General features: G+C 68.6%; 17 protein-coding genes. 9 read left to right on the top strand and 8 right to left on the bottom strand.

All coding sequences use genetic code 11. From position 1 onward, the window contains the following. Window positions 1–243: 243 nt before the first annotated feature. The 6 genes from OP79_RS33830 to OP79_RS33855 all read left to right on the top strand — a co-directional run bounded on the left by OP79_RS33830 (window position 244) and on the right by OP79_RS33855 (window position 8394). Entirely contained in the window at window positions 244–1272 is a 1029-nt protein-coding gene (locus tag OP79_RS33830; RefSeq protein WP_033325673.1) for a LacI family DNA-binding transcriptional regulator, read from the top strand. A gap of 218 nt (window positions 1273–1490) precedes the next feature. Then, window positions 1491–2735: a sugar ABC transporter substrate-binding protein gene (locus OP79_RS33835; RefSeq protein WP_033325703.1), complete on the top strand. Its 1245-nt coding sequence runs from the start codon at window positions 1491–1493 to the stop codon at window positions 2733–2735. 20 nt (window positions 2736–2755) lie between these two features. Continuing rightward, the gene (locus OP79_RS33840; RefSeq protein WP_033325674.1) at window positions 2756–3739 is read left to right on the top strand and encodes a carbohydrate ABC transporter permease; all 984 of its coding nucleotides are present in this window, start codon (window positions 2756–2758) and stop codon (window positions 3737–3739) included. Window positions 3740–3861: 122 nt separating this feature from the next. Continuing rightward, a complete protein-coding gene (locus OP79_RS33845) occupies window positions 3862–4623 on the top strand; it encodes a carbohydrate ABC transporter permease (RefSeq protein WP_245685545.1) in 762 nt (253 codons plus the stop codon). 71 nt (window positions 4624–4694) lie between these two features. Beyond that, window positions 4695–6461, top strand: a complete 1767-nt coding sequence (locus OP79_RS33850; RefSeq protein ID WP_033325675.1) for an amylo-alpha-1,6-glucosidase — start codon at window positions 4695–4697, stop codon at window positions 6459–6461. Between the two features lie 55 nt (window positions 6462–6516). After that, window positions 6517–8394, top strand: coding sequence for an RICIN domain-containing protein (locus OP79_RS33855; protein WP_078492173.1), 1878 nt, complete (start codon window positions 6517–6519; stop codon window positions 8392–8394). 194 nt (window positions 8395–8588) lie between these two features. Here OP79_RS33855 and OP79_RS33860 read toward each other — a convergent pair whose 3' ends face one another. From OP79_RS33860 to OP79_RS54330, 3 genes are all read right to left on the bottom strand, one after another. Further along, the gene (locus OP79_RS33860; protein WP_033325676.1) at window positions 8589–8810 is read right to left on the bottom strand and encodes a glycine zipper domain-containing protein; all 222 of its coding nucleotides are present in this window, start codon (window positions 8808–8810) and stop codon (window positions 8589–8591) included. A 288-nt stretch (window positions 8811–9098) separates the two neighbouring features. Continuing rightward, on the bottom strand, window positions 9099–9635 hold the full coding sequence (locus OP79_RS33865) for a hypothetical protein (protein ID WP_033325677.1): 537 nt from the start codon (window positions 9633–9635) through the stop codon (window positions 9099–9101). A 137-nt stretch (window positions 9636–9772) separates the two neighbouring features. Then, window positions 9773–10828 carry a helix-turn-helix domain-containing protein gene (locus OP79_RS54330; RefSeq protein ID WP_106972544.1) on the bottom strand — a complete coding sequence of 352 codons (1056 nt, stop codon included), beginning with the start codon at window positions 10826–10828 and terminating at the stop codon, window positions 9773–9775. Between the two features lie 248 nt (window positions 10829–11076). Here OP79_RS54330 and OP79_RS33875 point away from each other — a divergent pair, with 248 nt between their 5' ends. Further along, window positions 11077–12090, top strand: coding sequence for a methyltransferase (locus OP79_RS33875; protein WP_051745119.1), 1014 nt, complete (start codon window positions 11077–11079; stop codon window positions 12088–12090). A 58-nt stretch (window positions 12091–12148) separates the two neighbouring features. Here OP79_RS33875 and OP79_RS33880 read toward each other — a convergent pair whose 3' ends face one another. Genes OP79_RS33880 through OP79_RS33890 form a run of 3 tightly spaced genes read right to left on the bottom strand, consistent with a single transcriptional unit; the run spans window position 12149 to window position 14392 of the window. Then, complete coding sequence (locus OP79_RS33880; RefSeq protein WP_051745120.1) at window positions 12149–12631, bottom strand: YybH family protein; 483 nt, start codon at window positions 12629–12631, stop codon at window positions 12149–12151. Further along, entirely contained in the window at window positions 12625–13308 is a 684-nt protein-coding gene (locus OP79_RS33885; RefSeq protein WP_033325678.1) for an SDR family NAD(P)-dependent oxidoreductase, read from the bottom strand. Before OP79_RS33885 ends, OP79_RS33880 begins: the two co-directional genes overlap by 7 nt. A gap of 22 nt (window positions 13309–13330) precedes the next feature. After that, window positions 13331–14392 carry a methyltransferase gene (locus OP79_RS33890; RefSeq protein WP_051745121.1) on the bottom strand — a complete coding sequence of 354 codons (1062 nt, stop codon included), beginning with the start codon at window positions 14390–14392 and terminating at the stop codon, window positions 13331–13333. 135 nt (window positions 14393–14527) lie between these two features. Between OP79_RS33890 and OP79_RS33895 the strand changes: the two genes are divergently transcribed. Beyond that, window positions 14528–15526: a helix-turn-helix domain-containing protein gene (locus OP79_RS33895; RefSeq protein WP_033325679.1), complete on the top strand. Its 999-nt coding sequence runs from the start codon at window positions 14528–14530 to the stop codon at window positions 15524–15526. Between the two features lie 34 nt (window positions 15527–15560). Here OP79_RS33895 and OP79_RS33900 read toward each other — a convergent pair whose 3' ends face one another. Next, a complete protein-coding gene (locus OP79_RS33900; protein WP_033325680.1) occupies window positions 15561–16367 on the bottom strand; it encodes an SDR family NAD(P)-dependent oxidoreductase in 807 nt (268 codons plus the stop codon). Window positions 16368–16456: 89 nt separating this feature from the next. Between OP79_RS33900 and OP79_RS33905 the strand changes: the two genes are divergently transcribed. After that, window positions 16457–17308 (top strand): helix-turn-helix transcriptional regulator, encoded by an 852-nt coding sequence (locus tag OP79_RS33905; RefSeq protein WP_033325681.1) that lies wholly within the window; start codon window positions 16457–16459, stop codon window positions 17306–17308. Window positions 17309–17333: 25 nt separating this feature from the next. Here OP79_RS33905 and OP79_RS33910 read toward each other — a convergent pair whose 3' ends face one another. Then, on the bottom strand, window positions 17334–18287 hold the full coding sequence (locus OP79_RS33910) for a LuxR C-terminal-related transcriptional regulator (protein ID WP_051745122.1): 954 nt from the start codon (window positions 18285–18287) through the stop codon (window positions 17334–17336). Window positions 18288–18311: the final 24 nt, after the last annotated feature.

Below are 18311 nucleotides of genomic sequence, written 5' to 3' on the forward strand. Positions count from 1 at the left end.
CAGGTGGCAGGCAGTATTTAGGGCTGCGGACGAGGGCAGGCGCCGACCCGGCGAGGTTTCGTGGCAGTTACGGGAAGCGTGGAGAGGCATTGACACCTCCGTGGCTTGTACTTACCTTCACTTCACGCGAACCGGTTCGACAGCCGGTCGTCATCGGTATAAAGCCCTCAGCGCCAGCGGCCGACCTCGGTCTCCTTTCCCGAGATCGCCGAACCGGTTCGGGCAGTTCGAGCAAGGAGTCCCGTGAACATTGGTGAGATCGCCAAGCGGGCCGGTGTCTCGCGCAGCACCGTGTCGTACGTGCTGAGCGGCAAACGGCCGGTGTCCGACGGCACCCGCCAGAAGATCCAGCGGGTCATCGACGAGCTGGGCTACCAGCCCAACGCGAGTGCGCGCGCCCTGGCGAACGGCCGGACCAACACCATCGGTCTGGTCTTCCCGCCGGCCGGTAACCACTACACCGGCATGCAGCTCGATTTCATCGGCAATGTCGTCGAGGCCGCCGCGGCCAAGGACTACGACGTGCTGCTCTCTCCGAGCGGTATGGACAGCGACCGCTCGTTCCAGCGGCTCCTGGGCGAGCGTCGGGTCGACGGCGCGATCCTGATGGAACTCCGGCTCCAGGACGACAGGTTCGACCACCTCAACTCGGTGGGCCTCCCCGCCGTCGCCATCGGCCGCACGGCACATCCGGAGAACGGCTGGTGGGTCGGCCTGGACCACACCGCTCTGGCGGAGGCCTGCGTCCACCACCTCGCCGACCTCGGGCACCGCACGATCGCCTTCGTCAACCGGCCCGAACAGCTCCTGCGAGCCGGGTACGAATCCGCTCACCGCGGTCTCGAAGGTTTCACCAAGGCCGCGGCGGAGCGCGGAGTCACCAGCCGGACGTACTGCTGCGGGGACGACGCATCCTCCGGTCAGGCATGTCTGGAGCGGATCCTGCACGACGAGCCGGCCACCACGGCGCTGGTCACGCTGAACGAGGCCGCGCTGGGCGGCCTCTACCGGGGGCTGGCCCAAGCCGGCCGCCATGTGCCGCGCGACTTCTCCGTCACCGGGGTCGTCGCCAGCCGGTGGGCGGAGACGGTGACCCCGCAGCTCACGGCCGCGGACGTGCCCGCGGAACAGATGGGCCGCCTTGCCGTCGACCTGCTGGTCGAGCGGCTCGACCATCCCGACGCGCCGGCCCGGCACCACCTGCTCGCGCCGCCGATCTCGCTGCGTGCCAGCACGGGGCCCGCAAGCACGGGGCCCGCCGGCACCGGGTGACCCGGCGACGTACGGGCTGAATCCGGCTCCGGCATGAACCCTGACGCCCGCCCTTCCGACCAGCAACACCCTCCGCGTCCCACCCGCCCTTCCCCTCGCACGCCCTGAACCGCCTTACCGGACCGCCTTACCGGCCGATCGGCCGACTGAAGCCCTCTCAACACCCTCCCTGGCACGCCCATGCCAAAAACCAGAGGAACAGCCCCATGAACAGCCCCATGAGTAGATCCACCGGACGCCGTCTCGCCGCCGCGGCCATGACCGTCGTCGCCCTCACCGCCTCCACCGCCGCATGCTCATCCGGCGACGGCAACACGTCCGCGGAGTCGGCGGACGGCGGTACGTACACCATCTGGGACCCGTACCCGCAGTTCGACAAGAGCTCGGCCTGGGCGAAGCTGCTGGACAGCTGCGGTACCGAAGCCGGTGTGAAGATCAAGCGGACGGCGTACGACACCAGCGACCTGACCAACAAGGCGCTGCTGGCGGCGCAGCAGGACAACTCCGCCGACGTGCTCATCGTCGACAACCCCGTGGTGTCCACCCTCGCCGAGGGCGGGGTGCTGACCACGACCGACGACAACAAGCTGGACACCTCGAACGTGGACCCGAACCTCCTCGCGGCCGGTCAGACGGGCGGGAAGACGTACGGCACGCCGATCGGCGCCAACACCCTGGCCCTGTACTACAACAAGGAGGTCCTCAAGGCCGCGGGCGTGGACATCGCCTCGGTGAAGGACTGGGCCTCGCTGACGGCGGCGCTGGCGAAGGTCGACAAGGCGGGCAAGAAGGGCATCACCTTCTCCGCGATCGGCACGGAGGAGGGCAGCTTCCAGTTCCTGCCGTGGTTCTGGGGCTCCGGCGCGCAGCTGACCGAACTCGACTCGGCCGAGGGTGTCTCGGCGCTGAAGCTGTGGAGCGACTGGCTGAAGAAGGGCTACGCCCCCAACTCGGTGATCAACAACACCCAGACCACCAGCTGGCAGGAGTTCGCGAGCGGCGACTACGCCTTCGCCGAGAACGGCACCTGGCAGCTCGCGGGCGCCGAGAAGGCCGGCTTCGAGTACGGGGTCATCCCTGTCCCGGGCGCCGAGGGAGGCAACGCCGCCGCCCCGACAGGCGGGGAGTTCGTCACCATCCCGGTGCAGGGCGAGACCGGCCGCTACGCCACCTCGCAGAAGCTGGTGTCCTGCCTGACCAACTCGCAGAACCTGCTCGACACCGACACCACCCTGTCGTACGTCGCGCCCACCGGCGAGGTGCAGGACAAGCAGGTCACGGCCGACCCGAAGCTGGAGCCCTGGGTGGACGCCGTCAAGGCCGCCAAGGGGCGTACCAGTGACGACCTCGGCACCAAGTACCCCAAGATCTCCGAGCAGATGTGGAAGGCGGTCCAGTCCGCCCTGAGCGGGTCGCAGTCGCCGAAGGACGCGCTCACCGCGGCGCAGGACGCCGTCAAGTAACCGGAACCCGGGGCCTGTTGATGAACCGCACGACACAGCTGCCGGACCGTCGGACCGTGCGTGACCGGAAAGGGGCGGCCACCGCCGCCCCGCCTCCGCCGCGCACGGCGCCACGGCGCCGTCCCGCCTCCCAGCAGTGGGCCGCCTGGGGATTCCTCGCCCCGGTGACCCTCTACCTCGTCCTCTTCTACGCCTATCCGCTCTACCGCAACGTCGACCTGAGCCTCCGTAACTACACGGTCCGCTCCTTCGTCCAGGGCGACGCACCCTTTACGGGCCTGGAGAACTATCTGACGGTCTTCGACGACCCGACGTTTGCCCCCGCGCTGATGCACACCGTGGTGTTCACGGTGGTGTCGCTGGTCTTCCAGTACGCCATCGGCCTGGCCCTCGCGGTCTTCTTCACCCAGCACTTCCGGCTCTCCGCGACGCTGCGCGCACTGTTCCTCGTACCGTGGCTGCTGCCGCTGATCGTGTCGGCCTCCACCTGGTCGTGGATGCTCAACAGCGACTCCGGTGTCGTCAACGCCGCCCTGCACGCGGTCGGGATCGACGCGGTGAACTGGCTGACCTCACCGTCGTGGTCGCTGACCTCGGTGATCATCGCGAACGTCTGGATCGGCGTCCCGTTCAACCTGGTGGTGCTCTACAGCGGTCTGCAGTCCATCCCCGCCAGCCTGTACGAGGCGGCGGCCCTCGACGGAGCGAACGCCTGGCAACGCTTCTGGCGCATCACCTTCCCACTGCTGCGCCCGGTGTCCGCCATCACCCTGCTGCTGGGCCTGGTCTACACGCTCAAGGTCTTCGACATCGTCTGGATCATGACCAAGGGCGGCCCGGCCGACTCGTCCACCACCTTCGCCACCTGGTCCTACCAGCTCGGCTTCGGCAACCTGCTGCCCGCCTTCGGCCCCGGTGCGGCCGTCGGCAACCTGCTCGTCGTCGCCGCCCTGGTCTTCGGCCTGGTGTACCTGAGGGTCCAGCGAAAGCAGTACGCCTCATGACCACCGCGACCACCGCGACCACCGTGACCACACGACGACCGCGCCCCCGTCCGCGCCGGGGCCGGGGCCTGGGCCGGACCACTTGGTGGCAGACAGCGACGGGCCTCGCGCTCACGGCCGTCATGCTCTTCCCGGTCTACTGGATGCTGAACGTGTCCTTCACCCGCGACCAGGACATGCGCAAGTCGCCACCCGACTGGTTTCCCATGAACGGAACGCTGGACGGCTACCGTGCCGTCCTCGACCAGCAACTTCCGTATCTCGCCACGAGTCTGGTCATCGGCCTGGGCACGGTCGTGCTGACCGTGGCGCTGGCCGCGCCCGCCGGCTACGCCCTGGCCAAACTGCGCCCGCGCGGCGGCGGAGTGCTCAGCTTCCTCTTCCTGGTCGCCCAGATGATCCCCGGCATCATCATGGCGATGGGCTTCTACGCCATCTACCTCAGCCTCGGCCTGCTCCAGTCGGTCCCCGGCCTGATCGTCGCGGACTCCACCCTGGCCGTCCCCTTCGCCGTACTCATCTTCACCGCGTTCATGTCCGGCATCCCCAGCGAACTGCTTCAGGCCGCGCAGATGGACGGAGCCGGGCCCCTGCGCACCTTCCGGTCGATCGTGCTGCCGATGAGCCGCAACTCGGTCGTCACGGTGTCGCTGTTCGCGTTCCTGTGGTCCTGGTCCGACTTCATCTTCGCCAGCACCCTGGTCAACGGCGGCGCCAACGAGCCGATCACCCTCGGCATCTACCAGTACATCGGCAACAACAACCAGGAGTGGAACGCCATCATGGCCACCGCCGTCGTGGCCTCGCTGCCCGCCGCGGTGATCCTCGTCCTCGCCCAGCGCTACGTCGCCGCGGGCGTGACCGCCGGAGCCGTCAAGGACTGACCTCCTCCTGATGCCGACCCGGCCACCGCACATCTCTCCACGTCCACCGCTGAAGAAACGAGTAACCCCTCATGACCGCGGCCCGATCCGGACCGGCCTTCTCCATCCGTGACATCCCGTTCAGCACGTACGGATCCTGGTTCGACATCTCGCCCGTGGTGGCGGAGAAGACGTACGCCGAGGACCTTCACCTGGTCTCGCACCAGAACGGCATGCACGCGGTCCTGTGTTTCGTCCCCCTGGACACGGCGACGGGCGACCGGGCCGAGACCCGCGTGGAGGCGACACCGGGTCTGCTCAGCTGGACCGGTGCGGACGGGCACATCGAACTCGCCTACGAGGCACCGGACACCGTACGCCTGCGCGGCGAAGGGCTGGACCTGCGCGTCGCCGCGGCGGCGAAGACCCTGACGCCGTTCAGCGGCAGCTACTTCTACCGCGACCCGGTGGACGGCGCGTACATGCTCACCTCGTACGAGACCGGGCGCCGCTACCGGATCACCGTGCTGTCCGGCGCCGTGGCCGACTCGTCCGGCACGGAGGCCCTCGGCAGCGGCGACCGCGGTGTCACCGTCACCGCGGACGCCGACGGGACCGGCGGGGCCTGGGAGATCGCCGTCGAGGAACTGGACTCGGCGCGGCGGCCCTTCACCTCCTCGGCGACGTTCGACCAGGTCGTGGCGGCGGCGCAGCGCTCCTTCACCGAGTTCGCCGACGTGGTGGCCCCCTGGCGCTCCTCCGGTACGCCGGCCGCCGAACTCGCCGCCTACGTGGTGTGGTCCGCGACCGTGCGCCCGGCGGGCCTGGTCACCCGGCCCGCGGTGCTGATGTCCAAGCACTGGATGGACAAGGTCTGGAGCTGGGACCACTGCTTCAACGCCCTTGCCCTGGCCCCCGGTTCACCTGACCTGGCCTGGGACCAGTTCTCGCTGCCCTTCGACCACCAGGACGACAGTGGGGCGCTGCCCGACTCGGTCACCCACTCCGAGGTCCTCTACAACTTCGTCAAACCGCCCATCCACGGCTGGACCCTGGGCCGGCTGCGCCGACGCCTCCCCGAACCCCTCGACCGGACGGAACTGGCCGAGACGTACGACAGGCTGAGCCGCTGGACCGGCTTCTGGCTCACCGCCCGGCGAGCACCCGGCGCCGCCCTGCCGCACTACCAGCACGGCAACGACAGCGGCTGGGACAACGCCACGACCTTCGACCCCCAGCGGGTGATCGTCACCGCCGACCTGGCCGCCTTCCTCATCCTCCAGCTGCGTGAACTCGCCTCTCTGGCCACCGAGTTGGGGCGCTCCGACGACGCCCGGCAGTGGACGCGTACGGCTGAGGCGACCCAGGCCGCGATGCTGGACCAGCTCTGGACCGGCGACCGGTTCGTCGCCCGCGCAGTCCACAGCGGGGACACCTGGAGCACCTCCAGTCTGCTCGACCTGATGCCGATCGCGTTGGGCGAGCACCTGCCGGAGGAGGTCGGCAGCGTGCTGGCCGAACGTATCGAGGCACACCTCACCGCGTTCGGCCTGGCCACCGAACTTCCCACCTCACCGCACTACCTGCCCGACGGCTACTGGCGCGGCCCGATCTGGGCCCCCGCCACCGTCCTCGTCGAGGACGGCCTGCGCCGCGCCGGCCACGTACGCCTCGCGGACGAGATCAGCGCCCGCTTCCGCGCCCTGTGCGAGACCAACGGCTTCGCCGAGAACTTCGACGCCCTGACCGGATCGGGCCTGCGCGACCGCGCCTACACCTGGACCGCCAGCAGCTACCTCCTCCTCGCCGAGGCCCATGAGCTCCGGCGCACCGCACCCGCCGCAACGACCGGCGGCTGAAGAACTCTTGGGCGGCCGACGCCCAGGCAGCACCCACCCCTGGGAGACACCCGCAATGCACTCATCCCGTATCTCTCCACGACGCAGACGTGAGCCCGTACGTGGCGGCGCGCAAGGCCGTCGCCTCCGTACCTCCACCGCGCTCGCCGCACTACTGGCGTCGCTCGCCACCGTCGCCCTCCCCGGCACCACGGCGCAGGCCGCCGACACCACCGTCACCGTCGACTTCTCCGACGCCGGAGGCGCCCCCGGCTACGGAGCATCGGGCACGATCTACGGCATGACCGTGGACGGTTCGCTGCCGCAGGACCACTTCTACAAGGACATCAAGTGGAAGTTCATGCGGGCCGGCGGCGCCCAGCTCAACAACGGCGGCTACGGCACCAGCCTGGCCGCCTACCAGACCCGCTGGGCCCCCACGCTCGCCCAGTACAAGCGCACCAAGGCGCTGGGCGGGACCTTCGTCATCCTGCCGCACGACCTGTGGGGATCCGACGGCACCACCACGCAGGGCTGGCCGGGCGACAACGGCGACTGGACGAAGTTCGACGCCTTCCTCGACCAGCTCATCGGGGACGTCAAGGCCAACAACATGACCGTCCAGTGGGACATCTGGAACGAGCCCGACTGGGCTCCCTTCTGGGCGCCGTCGCAGGCCCGGTACCTGGAGATGTGGAAGCGCGCCTACCAGAAGATCAGAGCCAACTTCCCGGGTGCCGTCGTCGTCGGCCCCAGTACTGCCGGGAAGCCCGCGTCCGGGGGTAGCGCCTGGTGGAACACGTACCTGGACTACGTGAAGGCCAACAACGTCGAACCCGACATCTACAGCTGGCACGACCTGCCCGGTGACCCGGTCACCGACGCGGGCGCCGTCCGGTCCAAGCTGGCGGCACGGTCGATGACCACGAGCCGTCCGTTCCAGGTCAACGAGTACGCCAACACCAACGAGCAGAACCCCGGCCGCGGCGGCTGGTACATCTCCCGTCTGGAGCGGGCCGGCGCCGACGGCCTGCGCGCCAACTGGGCCTCGGCCGGAAACCTGCACGACTTCCAGGCCAACCTGCTGACCAAAACCGGCAGCCAGTACCTGCCGCTGGGTGAGTGGTTCCTGTACCGCTACTACGGCTCCCAGACCGGCAACATCGTCAGGGTCACCCCGGGTACCGGCACCGACGGCCTGGCGACGAAGGACAACACCGCCAAGAACGCCAAGATCCTGCTCGGCAGCAACGGCAACACCGGCAACATCACGGTCAACCTCAACCGCCTCGACACCACCTCCGTCGTCGAGGACAGCAAGGTCCGCGCGGTCGTGCAGCGCATCCCGAACAACGGCGGCGCCGCCGTGACCGGACCGGTCACCGTCTCCGATCAGACCCTGACCGTCAGCGGCAACTCCGCTTCCGTCAGCGTGCCGTGGACCAACGCGGCGGACGGCTACACCGTCACCCTGCTCCCGCCGTCCAACACCGCGATCTCCACGGTCGCGGTCGCCCAGCACAGCAACCAGTGCCTGGACGACACCAACCGGTCCACGGCCAACGGCACGCAGTACCAGCAGTACGACTGTGAGGGCGGCTACCAGCAGATGTTCGACTTCAAGCCGGTCGCCGGCCGGGAGAACACCTACACGGTGGTCAACCAGCACAGCGGCAAGTGCCTGGACGTCTCGGGACGCTCCACAGCCGACGGTGCCGCCGTCATCCAGTACACCTGCAACGGCGCCACCAACCAGCAGTTCACCCTCAACCCCGTCACCGCGCTCGGCAACAGCCAGGACTACCAGCTGGCCGCCGTCCACAGCGGCAAGTGCCTCGACGTCAGCCAGATCTCGACGGCACCCGGCGCGAAGATCCACCAGTGGACCTGCGACCCGGCGAGCGCGCTGAACAACAAGAGGAACCAGATCTGGCGCCTGCTCGGCAAGAGCTGAGGTCAGGCCACTTGAGGTTCGCTCACCTTGCATCGACTGACACTCAATGACGTGGTGTCGCTTGGTGGCGTTGAAGGGAGCCGATGGGCGTGCAGCCTTTCGGCTCCCATCAACAGCGAAGATTCGCCGTACGCGTCAAGGGATTCGTGCGCACTCGCCCACGGGATGTGCCCCATGCGGCAGCACCCACCACTTCAGAGGTCGTCACCCGGAGCCTCGTCACGCTGCTGCTGAGCCCGCCCTCGGGCGGCACCGATCGCCACCCCGAATCCCAGACCGAGCGCGAGCCCGAGACCCAGGTTGTCCGTGAGCATGCCGAGGGCGACGCCCCAGCACAGGCCGAGGGGCATCCAGAGCGCGATCGCATTGCCGACGGACGAGCCACCGGGCCCGTCCCCTTCTCCCCGTTTCGTCATGTGATCATTCTGCACGACGAGGCCAACACCCCGTCGAAGAACGACGACGAGACGCGTTTCGACGGCACGATTCCGGAGCTGCGTGGCATCGCGATGTGGCAGGAGAAGCTGAACAAAGAGGCGGCTGCGAACGACATGCCGCCTGAAACCGAGCCCCGCCCGGATCGACGAACGGAGGCTTGCCGACGAAAAGTTCGTACAGGACACGGCCCATGGCGTAGAGATCGGTACGGCCGTCACCCCGGCGCTGGTGGAAGCGCTCGGCTTTCGGGGCGAGGATGCCGCAGGTCAGCCTTGGTCCGACCTGGACAGCGCCTCGGTGATCAGGCGGGTGGCGAAGTCGTGGTCGCCGGTGATCCTGTTGATGTGCTCCGCGAGGAGGACGGCCGTGGCTTCCAGGGGATTCATCTCGGCGTCGGTCCAGGGTCCGTACTGTGCGCGCCACAAGTTGGGGCTCAGGCCGGTGCCTGCGGCGATGAGCAGGCCGGCCATGGTGGGGATGACCTCGGGACGGAAGGTCTTGGGCATCATGCGCATCGTGGCCACGAGGGCGGACACCGAGTACTCGATGACGTCCTCGTCGGCGTCCTCGCAGGCCTTCCGCAGCCACTGCATGAACATGTAAATGAGCGTGCCCGTGCCGTCCAGCAGCTCATCGAGTCCCGTAGGGCCCAAGGTCGCGGCGAACTGGTCGACCATCTGCTGCTGTTCGGGGTCGGTCTCGGTCTTGCTGTCGTAGACGGCTTTGAGCCGTGAGTCGATCATCATGAGCGCTGCGCCAATATCCCCGACGGGAGCGTACTTGGGGTCACAGGGCGATGACACAGGACTCCTCCTCATACGACCGCAGAGGGTAGTGCGGCATATCCGTACGGTAGACCGTCGATCGGCCGGCGGTCTGGCGAATCCCGATGGAGGACCTTGTGGTGGCAGCCCCGCTCTTGTGTGCGGGCACCGTGAGCTCATTGATCAGATGCCCTCTTGTAGGCAGGTGGGCCGGGTGCGTGTCCGGCCGACAGATGACCGTCGAGGCCGGGTCGTCCTTTGGCCGGCCTGGTCGAGCTTGCGTAATCGGCGGGTGTTCGGCCGTACTGCTTCTTGAAGGCGCGGATGAAGTGGCTGCTGTCGGCGAAGTGCCAGTGGGCGGCGAGTTCGGAGACGCTCAGCCGTCCGGACGGGGCGGAGAGCGCGAGGCGGGCTTCTTCCAGCCGCCGCCCGCGGATGTAGGCGGCCACCGACTCTCCCGTCGCGGCGAACGCCCGCTGCAACGTGCGTACGGAGACGTTGAGTTGACGGGCCAGCATCGCCGGATACAGTTCGGGATCGGTGAGATGGCTGTCCGCGAGGTCCTTCGCGGCCTGGGCGAGCGCGGGAGCCAGTCGGGGTTCCACGTCGTCGAACTGGCCCTGCACCACCGCCTTGGCCAGCTCGATCAGGGCGCTGTGAGCAGCTTGCACACCGGCCGGGCCGAGGTCGGCGATGTTTGCGTGGACCATATTCGTGTGGGCCACCAGCAGGCGCACCTCGGGCGAGTTCGCCGGCCCGGTGATGATCCGGTTCCCGAGAACGGGGCTGAGCCTTGCGGCGGGCAGAGCGAGGATCTTCGTCGTCGTGTGCGGCGCCGTCTGGAACCCATAGGGCCGTACGAAGTGCCGGAGGCGGAACTGCCCGGCCGAAACCGTGCGTTCGCCGCGATCGGGCGGGTCGTCCAGCGTCCATGTGCCGCGCCGCACCACGTGCATCACCACCGCATCGTGATCGTCACCCGGGGTGCCCGCGAGGGCTGACACGCTGCGGACATCGGCGATGGCCACGTCGCGCACCTTGGCGGCGCGGCCCTTGACCCGGAGGTCACCGATCGTGGCCGGACTGAAGCTCGGCAGTCGGAAGACATCGCCGATCTGCGTCTCCCATACGTGCCGTAAGGCGTCGAACCCGCGCGGCCCGGTGCCCGCGATGGTGGAGTCCAGTAAGAACGCCCCGCGTGACCCCTCGGCCTTCGGTGCAGCGTTGTTCATCGTCTACCTCCATGCGCTTCGACAACGTTGTCTCGTGGCGCGGATGTTCCGTTCTGATGCCGCTGTGGTTCAAGGTCGCGCCGCGCCGACCTTCCTAAGCTTCGGCGGGGGGAGCAAACCCAGGGCGGTTCCGGGCGCGGTCACGCAAATGAGGACAAATCTTGTGCTCCCCGCGGTATCGCCGCCGCCCAACCATCGACTGTTCGATCAGTCCGTTGTCACCTACGGACTTTAAGAGGAGAGCGCTGATGAACCCACCGATGCCGAAGCCGACAGACGTCATGTTGCAGATGACGGGAGGATTCCAGGTCTCCCAGGCGGTCTACGTCGTGGCCAAGCTGGACCTGCCGACGATGCTGGACGAGGCCGGGGGCCCGCTGACGGTGAGCGAACTGGCGGAGCGATCCGGCGCGCAGGTCGAGCCCCTGCGCCGTCTGCTGCGCACTCTCGCCTCGATGGGGGTGTTCATCCTCGACGGCGATCAAGTGTCCCTGACACCCATAGGCGCGACGCTGTCCCGCAACGCCGCCGATTCGGTGCACGCGGTGGCGCTCATGTGGATGGAGACCCACTACGCGCCGTTCAGCGATCTGCTCCACACGCTCAGGACGGGCGAGCCCGCCGCGGACCACTACCTCGGCAAGCCCTTCTTCGACTGGCTGACCGAGAGCCCTGACCGAACGAGGCAGTTCAGCGAGGCGATGGCCTCGGTCACCAACGGCTTTCGTACCGGCATGTTCGACGACTACGCACTGCCCGCCGGCGAGCTCGTCGCCGACATCGGGGGAGCCGACGGCAGCGTCCTGGTCGAACTCATCCAGGATCTGCCCGACCGCCGGGGGATCGTCTTCGACCTCCCCGCGATGACGCCGGCGGCGCGGTCCAACATCGCCGCCCGAGGGCTCGAAGGCCGGGTCGAGGTCGTCGCCGGTGACTTCTTCGACAGCGTGCCCGTCGCGCACATCTACGTACTCAGCTACATCCTTCACGACTGGGACGACGACGCTTCCGTCAGCCTGCTCCAGTCAGTGGCCAAGGCGGGTGGGCCGGGTGCTCGGGTGCTGATCTTCGAGGCCATCGTGCCGGACGGCGACGAGCCGCACGTGGCCAAGACGATCGACCTCACCATGCTCGCCATGGGCTCCGGGAAGGAACGCACCCGGGCGGAGTACGAGTCGCTGCTGAACGCCGCCGGTATCAGCATCGACAGGGTCGTGCCGACGGCGACTCCCTACTCGATCATCGAGGCGACGGTCGCCTGAGCGAGCGCAGCCAGGGCGCGGCGGCGCCCTGGCTGACGTAGCACCAGGCGGTCAGCGGTCACCCCTTGAGCATGATGGGCCGACGGAAACTCGCGTAGGTGTACTTGCCGGTGATGCGAAGCTCCTCGTCGAAGTGGAAGATGTCGGTTCCTTCCCAGCGCATCCGGCTGCCGTAGCGGGCGCGGAGGGCCCAGCGCAGCACCGAGGTGGTGCCGCGGGTGTGCTCGGGCGCCAGGTCGAGGCGGCAGGTCCAGCGGATGGCCGCGCGACGCTGCTGTTCGTCGATGAGCCGGTCGTGTTCGTCGAAGGTGACCAGGCCGAACTTCCCCGAGAAGATCGGCACGAACGCGGCGCGGATCTGTGCGAGTCCTCGGTGGACGGCGCCGTCGCCGGGACGGTACTCGGCGTCCTCGGCGAAGAAGGACATGGCGAGGTCGAGGTCCTGGACGTTGAAGCTGTCGACGAAGCGGTCGATGGTCTCGGTGATGGGCGCCCTGGTCGGCTTCGCGTCCCAGCTGGGCTTCGTGTTCCAGGTCACCACGGGACGACCCCGTCAGCGCCGAGAAACTGTCCGGTCGGGCCGTCCGGGCCGAGGAGAGCGACCCTGGCGACGATCGCGGCTGCTTGGGCCACCGGCTGGCCCACTTGACCGCCCATCATGTCGGTCGCGGTCAGACCCGGGTCGACGCAATTGATCCGCATAGCCGGATATGCCTTGGCGTACTGGACGGTGAACATGTTGAGGGCCGCCTTGGAAGCGCGGTACACATCCTGCGGGTAGGCGGTGAACTCGTCGTCCGGATCGACCGATTTGGCCAACGAGCCAATGCTGCTGGTCACGTTGACCACCGCCGGCCGCGCCGACTCCGCGAGGAGAGGCAGAAAGGCTGTCGTGACGCGTACGGCACCGAAGACGTTGGTGTCGAAAACCTGGTGCACGAGGTCGGACGTGAGGTCTCCGATGTGCGTCGGCGGCTCCAGCAGGCCCGCATTGTTGACCAGTACGTCGAGTTGGCCGATGTTTGCGGCGGCAGCTTGGGCGGAGGCGTCGTCGGTGACGTCGAGCCGTACGAATCGCCCGCCCAACTCGTCGGCGGCGCGCTCCCCTCGGGCCTTGTCCCGACAACCCAGCCATACGGTGTGGCCCTCGGCAATGAGGGCTCGGGCCGTCTCGTAGCCAATACCCCGATTGGCACCGGTAATGAGAATTGTTGACATGGAATTCTCCTGAACCAGCTGGTCAGACGGCCTCGAGTTCCATGGCGAAATAGCCGCCGCCTACGGGATAGGTCTTGCCGCGGCGCCAACAGGTGGCCTCGAAGAGCGCGTCGAATTCGTCCAGGTCTCGTTCGATGCCGCCCGTGACGCAGAGCATGGTCACGTCCGCGATGGTGGCGAAGTCGGGCTTGCCGATCTCCTGGTCGACGAGCATTTCCACGACCAGGGCGCGCCCGCCTTCGCGCACCGCGGAGCGGCAGTTGCGCAGGATCGTCGTACAGCGCTCGTCGTCCCAGTCGTGGAGCACGGTCTTGAGGAGGTAGAGGTCCGCGCTGGGTACCTCATCGAAGAAGTCGCCCGGCACACCGGAGAAACGGTCGGACAGGCCCCGCTGTCCGGCCTGCTGGGTCGCGTCCTCGATGGCGTGCGGCAGGTCGAGTACCTGACCCTGCAGAGCAGGATTGGCCTCCATGAGTGCCAGTACGAGGTGTCCGTCCCCGCCGCCGACGTCGATCGCGGTGGACAGGCCCTCGGTGTCGGCCTCGGCCAGGATGCCCTGCGTCACCATGCCGGCCAAGTCCCGCATGGACTCGGCGAACAGCTTGGCCTTGTCGGCTTTCTCCGGCCGTGCGTAGTAGTCGAAGACGTCCGCGCCCAATGCCTTCTTGGCCTGGCTCGTGCCCTGCCGCACCGCCTCGGGGAACAGACTCCAGGGCTGCCAGTGCGACTCCCCGGCCTGGATCAGCACCAGGGAACGCAGGGAGCCCGGAACGCCCGTACGCAGCAGCTGGCCCCGCCCGGTCAGGCCGAAGCGACCCGACCCTTCGTAGCTGAGCACTCCCAGCGAAGCGGCGGCACGCATCAGACGGAAGGTGGATCGCTCATGGCTGCCCTCGCGCGCGGCCACCTCCTTCGCCGTGCGTGCTCCATCGGCGAGGTGGTCGGCGATGTTGAGCTCGGCAACCGCGTGCAGGGTCTGGAGGATCGCGCCGCCGGCGATCATCTGCATCAGGCTTGCGATATCCGCCGCCGGGTCGCCGGCAGCCGCGTTCGTTGCGGCGTGAGTCGTGGTCGTTTCGGTCATCGAAGTCGTACCTTGTGCCTCTCGTGTCGCAGAGGCCTGTAATTTTGTTCGGGTTGGTGTGGGGGCGCTTGCAACTGAGCGACACATCAATGGGATTTCCGTGCCTTACTCGAAAAGGGCGACGGTGAGAGGGCCATGACGGGAAGCCGGCTGGGGAGGACGTTCACGGCAGACGTCACGCAGCCGCGAACGGCCAGAAACGGCTTCGAGGTCTTCCGGCAGGAGTGGGAGACACAAACAGGCGTGGCGTTACCCCTGCCCTCCTTCGACGTCGGCGAGACCGGCGATTTCCGGATCGACGTCCAGGCCGCCAACCTGCACGACGCGGTGATTGCGGACGTCTACAGCGAGCGCTTCCTCGGGCGTCCCGCGGCGGCCCGCGAATGCGACGACCGGGTGCTCGTGCACCTGATGCGGCACGGCTCCTGGCGCTTCGCCGCACTTGACGGGCGAAGTGAAAGCGTCACGGTGTCGGCCGGGTCCTTCATCGCCCGCCACAACAACCCACCCTCGTTGTTCGACGTGGCGCCCGGTGCCCGGGCGACGGTACTGATCCTGCCCACCGCGGTGCTCGGGCGGACAACCGGCGGCAGGCACGGCAGGCAGATCGTCGGTTCGACCCGTTCCAGCGAGATGCGCATTCTCATGGCCCACGCGAGCATGGTCCGCGAGACCGTGCACGGCCTCACCGGGGCAGGCCTACGCGGCGCACGCGACGCCCTGCTCGAACTCGTAAGAGCCGCCGTGCGAAACGAATTCGACGACGCCGAGCCCCGGTTGGCTCCCGCACTCGCCCGCGCCGCGATGGATCTCGCGGACGAGCACCTCACGGACCCCGACCTCTCGCCTCGGTGGCTGGCACGCCAACTGAACGTCTCTGTACGCACATTGCACCGCGCGTTCGGCACAGCCGAAGAGCCGGTGGCGGCCTACATCCGCCGCAGACGACTGGAACGCGCACGGCACGAACTGCTCACTCCATGGGCCAGGCCGACCATCGCGGAAGCCGCGGCGCGCTGGCACTTCTCCGACAGCAGCCATTTCATCCGAGCCTTCAAGAAGCAGTACGGGGAGACGCCGGCCCGGATGACGGCCGCCTTCGACGAACATCGGCGACAGCCGCCGTCCGTTTGATCTCCGCTGATCAAGGCCGGCGTCTGGCCTCGGCTCACGATGCCTGCATGCCACCGTCGACGGCGAGGACCACTCCGGTGACGTAGGAGGCGCGGTTGCTCAGCAGCCAGGCGGCGGCCTCGGCGACTTCCTCGGGCTGGGCCGCGCGGCGCAGCGGGGTGTGCGCGTTGAGCTGGTCGATGACGCCCGGCGATTCCGCTTCCCAGTGGCGCATCATCTCGGTCAGCGTGGTGCCGGGGGCGATGGCGTTGACGCGGATGCCTTCGGCGCCGTAGGCGACGGCGGCCGACTCGGTGAGGCTGTGGACACCTCGCTTCATCGCGCTGTACGCGGGCAGTACGGGGTTGCCCTTCCAGCCGCCGACGGACGAGTTGTTGACGATGGCGCCCCTGCCGGCGGTCGCCCGGATCGCGGAGACCTGAGCGGCCAGGGCAAGCCAGACGCCCTTGAGGTTGACGCTGTACTGCTGGTCGAAGTCCGCCTCCTGCACCTGGTCCATCGGGCCGACGTGCCGCGTGGCGAGCGCCCCGTTGTTGAAGGCGACGTCGAGTCGGCCGTACACCTCCACGGTGCGGTCGACGGCGGCGCGCACGCTTGTCGTGTCGGCCAGGTCGCACACCGCGTACTGAGCGGTGCCGCCCGCCACCCGGATCTGTTCGGATACCGCTTTGAGCTGGTCCTCGGTGCGGGCCGCGAGCAGGACCCGGGCGCCTTCCCGGGCGAACAGCCGCGCCGCGGCGGCGCCGATGCCGCGGCCGGCTCCGCTGATGAAGGCGACCTTGCCGGCCAGCAGACCCGAGGCGGCGGGGGCGGAGGTGTCGGTGGTCTGTGTGTCGTTCATGCCGACGAGCCTGTGCCCGGCCGGGCACCCTCATCCAGGCACCGGCGGTACCTGGATCGGCTTCGCGGGCCCCGTACACACTGGGGGACATGGACAGACGAGAGCTGGCCGGCTTCCTGCGCAGCAGGCGCGAGCGGATCACCCCCGCCGACGTGGGGCTGCCCGCCGGGCCGAGGCGCCGTACCCCGGGGCTGCGACGCGAGGAGGTGGCGCAGCTGGCGTTCATCTCCACCGAGTACTACACGCGGCTGGAGCAGGCCCGCGGCCCACGCCCCTCGCGCGAGGTGCTGGCCGGTCTGACTCGTGCCCTACGCCTGTCGGACGGCGAGCGCGCCCACCTGCACCACCTCGCCGGCGCCCCGCCCGCGCCGCCGTCAGGCCCCTCCTGCGAGGTGCGCCCGAGCATCCTGGACCTGCTGCGGCGGCTACCGCACGCCGCGGTACTCGTACTGTCCGCGACCTATGAGGTGATCGCCCACAACGACCTGGCGGCCGCGCTCCTGGAAGACTTCTCCGCACTGCCCCGGCACGAACGCAACTTCCTGCGCCGTACCTTTCTCGATTCGCGAGTGGGGGAGCGGCAGTGGTACAGCCGGTCCGGCATGGAGATCTTCGGCCGTACCGCGGCCCGGCATCTGCGGGCCGCCGCCGCCCGTTACCCCGACGACCCCGAGGTAACCACGCTGGTGAACGAGCTGCTCACCGGCAGCGCGGAGTTCGCCCGGCTGTGGGCCGCCTACGACATGTCGGTCGAACCCGCCCCGCACAAGACCTTTCGGCACCCCGTGATCGGTCCCATCACACTCAACTGCGATGTCTTGGACATCACTGACCGGGACCAGCGAGTCGTGATCTACACGGCCGACCCCGGCTCCCCGGTGGAGGGTGCTCTGCAACTGCTGTCGGTGATCGGCACACAGCGCATGGACATACCCGGCTGACCGCAGCCTCCAGCGGCCGGTCGGTTCACGCAGTGTGGGGCGATTCCATGGGCGGATGGCCCAGGGCGCGCGCCACCAACTGCCCGCGGCTGCGTACGCCGAACTTGGCGAAGAGGGACTTCACATGGTCCTGCACGGTGTACGGGGACACGCTCAGCGCGGAGGCGATTGCCGTCGACGGCTGGCCGGAGATCACCTGCTCCAGGATCTCCCGCTCCCGGACCGTCAGCCCGTACGCGAGGGCCAGCATGCCGGTGATGCCGGAGGCCGGGGCCGGCTGGATGACGACCGAGGCGCCGCGGTGCGGATCACCGTCCAGCGGCGAACCCCACAGCGACAGCCAACGTCCCCTGCGGGACCGTACCCGCAGATACGCCTCCTCGCCCCGACCGGCCCGGGCCGCCGCCGCTACCTCGTGCGGGGCCAGCGGGCCGATCTCGTCGAGCCAGTGCCGCGCCGTCTCGTTGGCGACCAGGGTGCGGCCCTCGCCGTCGAGCACCAGGACACCCGGACCGGCCGGAACCTGCGGCGCGAGTGGCGCGGCGTTGACGCAGGCCCGGCGCAGCGCCACCGCGACCGGCCGGGACAGCGCGCGTAACAGCGCCGCCTCCCGCGGTGTGAAGTCTGCCCGGCCGCCCCGCCGGAACAGCGCCAGCGCGCCCCAGCACTCACCGTCCGCCACGAACACGGCACGCAGCTCGTGTTGAGCCTCGATGACCGGCAGGACCGTACGGAAGCGGGCACTGCGCGGCAGGTCACCGCCGACGCTGTGACTGAGAATCCCGACGGTACGGCCGGTCCGCGCCAGGTCCGCGAACTTGTCCACGTCGGCCACGAGGTACTCGTTGTGCGACGCCAACTGCGCGCTGCCGGGCGGAATGCCCTCGGAGACGTCGTCGCTGACCAGCAGCGTCCACGGGTCGACGGCGCCGAAGCAGAACGCGTCGTACGCGACGTCCTCGCCCAGCCGGGCGACCACCCGGGAGCGCAGCGTTTGCGAGTC

The organism is Streptomyces yerevanensis, assembly GCF_000716805.1.
Lineage (GTDB): Bacteria > Actinomycetota > Actinomycetes > Streptomycetales > Streptomycetaceae > Streptomyces > Streptomyces flaveus.

Coding starts and splice junctions, on each gene's coding strand:
- OP79_RS33890 (WP_051745121.1), bottom strand. CDS start 14,392: ATGACCGAAACGACCACGACTCACGCCGCAACGAACGCGGCTGCCGGC.
- OP79_RS33835 (WP_033325703.1), top strand. CDS start 1,491: ATGAGTAGATCCACCGGACGCCGTCTCGCCGCCGCGGCCATGACCGTC.
- OP79_RS54330 (WP_106972544.1), bottom strand. CDS start 10,828: ATGAACAACGCTGCACCGAAGGCCGAGGGGTCACGCGGGGCGTTCTTA.
- OP79_RS33850 (WP_033325675.1), top strand. CDS start 4,695: ATGACCGCGGCCCGATCCGGACCGGCCTTCTCCATCCGTGACATCCCG.
- OP79_RS33855 (WP_078492173.1), top strand. CDS start 6,517: ATGCACTCATCCCGTATCTCTCCACGACGCAGACGTGAGCCCGTACGT.
- OP79_RS33900 (WP_033325680.1), bottom strand. CDS start 16,367: ATGAACGACACACAGACCACCGACACCTCCGCCCCCGCCGCCTCGGGT.
- OP79_RS33840 (WP_033325674.1), top strand. CDS start 2,756: ATGAACCGCACGACACAGCTGCCGGACCGTCGGACCGTGCGTGACCGG.
- OP79_RS33860 (WP_033325676.1), bottom strand. CDS start 8,810: ATGACGAAACGGGGAGAAGGGGACGGGCCCGGTGGCTCGTCCGTCGGC.
- OP79_RS33905 (WP_033325681.1), top strand. CDS start 16,457: ATGGACAGACGAGAGCTGGCCGGCTTCCTGCGCAGCAGGCGCGAGCGG.
- OP79_RS33885 (WP_033325678.1), bottom strand. CDS start 13,308: ATGTCAACAATTCTCATTACCGGTGCCAATCGGGGTATTGGCTACGAG.
- OP79_RS33895 (WP_033325679.1), top strand. CDS start 14,528: ATGACGGGAAGCCGGCTGGGGAGGACGTTCACGGCAGACGTCACGCAG.
- OP79_RS33845 (WP_245685545.1), top strand. CDS start 3,862: ATGCTCTTCCCGGTCTACTGGATGCTGAACGTGTCCTTCACCCGCGAC.
- OP79_RS33875 (WP_051745119.1), top strand. CDS start 11,077: ATGAACCCACCGATGCCGAAGCCGACAGACGTCATGTTGCAGATGACG.